Below are 5,544 nucleotides of genomic sequence, written 5' to 3' on the forward strand. Positions count from 1 at the left end.
CACCAGCGCGACCGGCGTCAGCGCGTACCCCGCGAGCTCGACGGCGAGGCCGACCGGCCCACCCCGGCGGGCGGCCACCGGGACGGACAGCGTGGTGACGGCGAGGACGGCGAAGGCGTACTCGTACGGGGCGAGCCCGGCCGTCGCACCGGCGGTGACGGCGACCACCGCGAGGGAGAGGACGGCGGCGACGGCGGGAGCCGGTGCCCACGGGGCCGGCAGGGTGGCCGCCAACAGGGCGGCCAGGACGGCGAGTACGGACCAGACGGCGATGGTGGTCGGCCGGTCGGCTCCGGCCCAGAGCACCGCCGCGACGGCGGTCGGGGCGAGCAGCACGAGCGCGGCGGCCGGGTCGGCCGGGCGGCGGACCAGCGCCGCCGTGGCGCCGACGGTGAGCAGGAGGGCCCAGGCGGCGCCGGTCAGGAGGGCCCAGGCGGCGCCGGTCCGGAGCGGCAGGTGCAGCACCGCAGGCAGCAGGACGACGGCCGGGGTCCCGACCGCCACCGCCCAGCGGAGCAGCTGCCGGGCGAGCGGCCGGTGGCCGGTGCTCGCACAGCGGGCGGCTGCCGCACCCAGGGCCGCGACGAGCAGCCACGGCAGGGCGAAGGGAGCTGCGCCGAGCTGCCACGTGGAGTGGGTGCCGAAGGCGAGCCAGGTGTCGGCCCACTGGGCGGCCGGGGCGAAGAAGGCGTACAACAGGGCTGGCAGAACGGGCAGTTGGGCCAGGACGAGGGTGCTGCCCGCGATGCCGAGCAGGCCGCGCCAGGCGGGGGAGTGCCGGGGCTCAGGGACAGTGAGCGCGATGACCCCTGCCACGGCGAGCAGTGCCCCCGGGACGGCGTAGGCCGCTGGGGCCCAGTCGGCCGGGAGAGCGAAGCGCAGGCTGCCGCCGAGTCCGGTCAGAAGGGCGGCTCCGGCGAGGGCGGCCGACGCGCAACGCGGCTCGGCGGCGCGCAGGGGCGCGGGCAGGGTGGTCGCGGGAAGCAGGGCGGCAGCGAGGCCGAGCGCCGCCAGCAGGGCGAGCGGGAGCCAGTCGGGCCGGGCGTCGGCGAGCGTGGCGGCGGCGGCCAGCCGGCCGCCGGACTGCAGGCCGCCGATCAGTGCCCAGCCCGTCGCGGTGACGGTGAGCGCCAGGGCGGTGGTGCGGGTGGCGAGGGCGAGGTCGAGCAGCGCGGTCAGCAGGCAGGCGACGGCGATCGCGACCGGTCCGCCGTCGGTGGCCACCGCCACCAACAGGCAAGGGAGTTGGAGCAGCAGCAGAGCCACCGGCAGCGGCCCGCGCAGGCGCACGGCCGCGCCGGGTGATGCCCGCCCAGTAGGCGGCGGCGCCGATCCGGTCCAGCCCGCCGAGGCCGACGGCGCGGGCCGCGTACCAGTCGAGCAGGACCAGCGACAGCCCGAGGGCGGCCGACGTCTCGGCGGTGGCGGTCAGCCCGCGCCGACGGAGTGGGACGGGTGCGAGCAGAGCGCAGAGCGTGACGGCGGTGAGGATCAACGCCTTGGCCCCGAGGCCGAGTTGGCCCCAGCTGACCACGGTGAAGACCAGCGCCGCGACGGCCACCAGCAGCCCGCCCAGCGCCAGCAGGACGGTCTGCGCGGACGGGCCCGAGACCTCGTTCGGCTGTGACTGCGGCTGCGACGGCCACTGCGGCGTCGTCGGCGCGTACGGGGCGTGCGGCGGCGGGTCGGGCAGGTCCTGCCGGGCGCGCAGCCCCGCCAGCAGATGGTCGCGGTGCAGCAGCAGCGAGTGCCGCTGGGCGTCGAGACCGGCGAGGGCGAGGGTCACCTGCCAGAGGGCGGCCGCGTCCTGGCCGAGCAACGGCAGTCGGCACTGCGGGCAGCGGGCGACGGGGGCGGGCCCCAGGGGCGAAGCACAGCCCGGACAGGCGGGTGAACCGGTGTTCATGCTGGTGATTGTGGCGGCCGCGCCGGTGAAGGGACATGAGTATGGGTACTCAACTTGCGGCCGGGGCCGGATTTGCAGGTCAGGCCTCGTGCCCAGGAGACCAAAAGGGCGCGCGGTCCGGCGGGCAGGTCTGCGAAGCTCGTCCGATGCCGGCCCGAAACCGCAGACTGCCACGCCACCTGTCCTGGCCACTCACCCCGTCCGACCTCGACGCCGCGCTCGGCGAGCGGATGACCCGGGTCGAGCGGCTGTACTTCTCCGACCGTCCGCACGAGGACGGCAGCCTGTTGGGCATCCAGTGGTACGGCGTGAACGTCCATCCCACGCTGCGGTCGCGGCTGTCCCTCACCGTCGGCCCGCTGCCGGCCACCGAGCGGGCTGCGGCCCGGCAGATTCTGGTGCGGACCTGCCTGCCGGAGGTCGCCGCCTGGATCGACGAGATGGTGGCCGCCTCCGAGACCTGGCGGCAGGCCGGTCACTACCGGCACTGGCGCCTGGCGGGTGACTCCGGGGTCACCCACCGGGACGATTTCGACCCGTACCGCTGAGCGGCGGCCGTCGGGCGGCAGCCCGGACCGGGCCGCATGCTGGAGGAGATCTTGCCCGTCGCCGAGTGCGAGAGAAGAGGTCTGCTGATGGGTTTCCGGTCTGCCGGCTCGGATCGCCGGACACCGAAGCGCACCCGAACGAGCGCGACCTGGGTCGGCATTGCGCTGTTCGGCGTGGTCCTGCTGCTGCTCCTGATCTTCATCCTGGAGAACACCCAGCAGGTCGACGTGGCGTTCTTCGGTGTGCACAGCCACCTGCCGCTCGGGGTCGCGCTGCTGCTGTCCGCGGTCTGCGGGATCCTGCTGGTGGTGATCCCTGGCACCGCCCGGATCCTCCAACTACGGCGGGTGGCACGGAAGAACCTCGCTGCTCCGGCCCCGGCGCCTCCGGTTGACCAGGCGGGGACGGCCGTCGAGCCGGGGAGCTCGGGCGGGGACGCGGCCAAGAACGAACGACCGGTCGAGGAGTGAAGGAGAGCGCCATGGCCGCCGAGAGATTTGCCCTCGCCTTCCCCGGCGATCCGGGTTCCCCCGGGGACCAGGACGTCGTGATCGTGGAACCCACCGGCCAACGAGGCCCGGGCGGGCACCCGGTGTACGCGGACGTGACGGGGATCGTCCGTGCCGAGATCAGCGATCGCGGCGAGGTCCGGATGCTGGCCAGCGGGGGCCACCAGATGCCGCGCACTCCGATGACGGCGCGGCCGCTCCCCTGACCGGGCGGTTCGGCTCAGTCGGCCTCGCGGAGGTGGGTGCGCCGGCCGTCGTGGTCGAAGATGCCCAGGATGTCGGCCGGGCCGCCCTGGGCGCCGATGGCATGGGGAACCATGGTGGAGAACTCGGCCGCCTGCCCGGCCTCGACCACGATCCGTCGGTCGCCGAGCAGGAGCACGACGGTGCCGGACAGCACGGTGAACCACTCGATGCCCGGATGGGCTTTGAGCGCACTGGTCGCGGTCGGCGCGGGTCTGGTGAGGCGCATCCTGGCCACGGTGACGCCGGGATCGCGGCTGAACCTCCACTGGGTGAGCCCACGGGTCACGTCGTGGTGGGGCTGGATCACCACGTCGCCGTCGTTCGGGGTCTCCACCAGCTGGTCGAGCGTGGTGCCCAACCCCCGGGCGATCGACGCCAGTTGGTCCAGGCTGATCCGCCGGTGGCCGGTCTCGATCCGGCTGAGGGTGGAGGGGCTGAGGAAGCAGCGCTCGGCGAGCTGGTCCAGTGACAGGCCCATCGCGACCCGCAGGCCCCTGATCCGCTTGCGTACCAAGGCGTCGAGAGCGCCGTCATCTTGCGTCATAGGCAAGATGCTATGCGATCTGAGCAAGCCCTCGTAGGGTCGGGGCCATGGCTCACCACTCGCACCAGCACCAGCACCACGCCGCTTCGCCCGAGCACTCGCACGAGCACGACGAAGCGGGCTTGGCCGAGATGCTCGATCTCGACGCCGAAGTCCTGCACGCCCACCTGTCCGAGCTGACCGGGTGGCTGAAGGACTTCGCCACCGACGCACCCGTACGCCGCATCCTCGACCTGGGCAGCGGTACGGGCACCGGCACCTTCGCCCTGCTGTCGCGGTTCGCCGAGGCGGAGGTGGTGGCCGTCGACCGGTCCCCGTACATGCTGGGCCACCTGCTCGACCGGGCGCGCGAACGCGGCGTCGCCGGGCGGGTCCGTACCGTCGAGGCGGACCTGGACGCCGGCCGGCCCGACGTCGACCAGGCGGATCTGGTCTGGGCGGCGGCGTCGCTGCACCACATGGCCGACCCCGACCGGTCGCTGCGGGAGGTGTTCGAGGTGGTGCGTCCCGGCGGTCTGCTGGCCGTGGTCGAGATCGACGGCTTCCCGCGCTTCCTGCCCGAGGACCTCGGCCTCGGCCGGCCCGGGCTCGAGGAGCGCTGCCGGGCCGCGATGTCCGACCGGCACGCGGAGCAGGTACCGCATCTGGGCGACGACTGGGGCCCGCGCCTGACCGGCGCCGGGTTCACCATCGAGGCCGAGCGGGTGTTCGGCATCGAACTGCGCCACCCGTTGCCCGAGGCCACCGGGCGCTACGCCCAGGCCCTGCTGCGGCGGGTGCGGGGCGTGCTGGGCGACCGGCTGGATGCGGAGGACCTGGCCGTGCTCGACGTCCTGACCGACAGCGACGGCCCCGACGGCGTACTGCGGCGCGAGGACCTGGTGATCCGGGCCGAACGGAGCGTCTGGGTGGCCCGTCGCCCGGTGCCGCCGACCGGGTGACGGTACGTCACGGATCGGTGTTCCGCTGCGGCGTGGCCGGGAGGCAGGGGACAGCGCCGTGTGCGAACGTGGGTGCAGTTGTCCCGAGAGGAGTGGTCATGTCGTCGAAGCGCCGTCGCAAGAAGAAGGCTCGCGCCAAGCGCGGGGCGAACCACGGTCGTCGTCCCCAGTGCTGAGTGGTGGCGGGGCGGTCGCCCGCGGTTGCTGACGGCGCCGCAGGTGACCGCCCCGTCGGATCGGCCCCTGGCCTCGGGTTCTGCCCGTGGCCGGGGGCCGATCGTCGTTCCCCGACCGGCGTGGCAATCGGATGGCAATCGTCCGCCAAGTCGGGACGGCCATGCTGGGCCCTGCAATACCGGGGACGAGGAGGACGGCATGCCGGAGAGCAGCGGACCAGGTGGCCACGCGGTCGTGGCGGGGGCGGGTATCGGTGGGCTGCTTGCGGCCCGGGTGCTGTCGGAGACGTACGAGCGGGTCACCCTGGTGGACCGGGACACACTGCCGCAGGGCGGGGTGCCGCGCCGGGGAGTGCCGCAGAGCCACCACGCGCACGGGGTGCTGTCGCGGGGGTTCGAGGTGATGGAGGAGCTGTTCCCGGGGCTGGGGAAGGACCTGGTCGGGCAGGGTGCGCTGGTCCGGGACGCGCAGGCGGACGTGCGGTGGTTCAACGACGGGCACGAGTTGAGCGGCGGGGACTCGGCGCTGCCCTGTCTGATGGTCAGTCGGCCCGCGCTGGAGAGCTACCTCCGTTCGCGGGTGGCGGCGCTGCCCGGGGTGGAGATCCAGGACCGGTGCGAGGTGCTGGAACCGGTGGCGGACGCAGCCGGTACCCGGATCACCGGCGTCCGG

General features: G+C 74.1%; 6 protein-coding genes and 1 pseudogene. 5 read left to right on the top strand and 2 right to left on the bottom strand.

The genetic code is table 11. The features are described 5' to 3' along the window. Positions 1 to 1,290 (bottom strand): annotated as a pseudogene (locus tag ASC99_RS38845) (hypothetical protein); the annotation flags it as partial. Between the two features lie 762 nt (positions 1,291 to 2,052). Between ASC99_RS38845 and ASC99_RS24150 the strand changes: the two are divergent. Genes ASC99_RS24150 through ASC99_RS24160 form a run of 3 tightly spaced genes read left to right on the top strand, consistent with a single transcriptional unit; the run spans position 2,053 to position 3,170 of the window. After that, a complete protein-coding gene (locus tag ASC99_RS24150; RefSeq protein ID WP_057235577.1) occupies positions 2,053 to 2,454 on the top strand; it encodes a hypothetical protein in 402 nt (133 codons plus the stop codon). A 36-nt stretch (positions 2,455 to 2,490) separates the two neighbouring features. After that, positions 2,491 to 2,925 carry a lipopolysaccharide assembly LapA domain-containing protein gene (locus ASC99_RS24155; RefSeq protein ID WP_082598580.1) on the top strand — a complete coding sequence of 145 codons (435 nt, stop codon included), beginning with the start codon at positions 2,491 to 2,493 and terminating at the stop codon, positions 2,923 to 2,925. An 11-nt stretch (positions 2,926 to 2,936) separates the two neighbouring features. Next, positions 2,937 to 3,170: a DUF6296 family protein gene (locus ASC99_RS24160; RefSeq protein ID WP_057235581.1), complete on the top strand. Its 234-nt coding sequence runs from the start codon at positions 2,937 to 2,939 to the stop codon at positions 3,168 to 3,170. A 14-nt stretch (positions 3,171 to 3,184) separates the two neighbouring features. Here the strand turns inward: ASC99_RS24160 and ASC99_RS24165 are convergent, their stop codons facing one another. Beyond that, a complete protein-coding gene (locus ASC99_RS24165) occupies positions 3,185 to 3,754 on the bottom strand; it encodes a helix-turn-helix domain-containing protein (RefSeq protein ID WP_057235584.1) in 570 nt (189 codons plus the stop codon). A gap of 47 nt (positions 3,755 to 3,801) precedes the next feature. Between ASC99_RS24165 and ASC99_RS24170 the strand changes: the two genes are divergently transcribed. Continuing rightward, positions 3,802 to 4,695 carry a trans-aconitate 2-methyltransferase gene (locus ASC99_RS24170; RefSeq protein WP_057235587.1) on the top strand — a complete coding sequence of 298 codons (894 nt, stop codon included), beginning with the start codon at positions 3,802 to 3,804 and terminating at the stop codon, positions 4,693 to 4,695. 375 nt (positions 4,696 to 5,070) lie between these two features. Further along, positions 5,071 to 5,544 (top strand): FAD-dependent oxidoreductase (locus ASC99_RS24175; protein ID WP_369825149.1); only part of this gene is annotated, 474 nt, incomplete at its 3' end.

The organism is Kitasatospora sp. Root107 (assembly GCF_001424875.1).
GTDB lineage: Bacteria > Actinomycetota > Actinomycetes > Streptomycetales > Streptomycetaceae > Kitasatospora.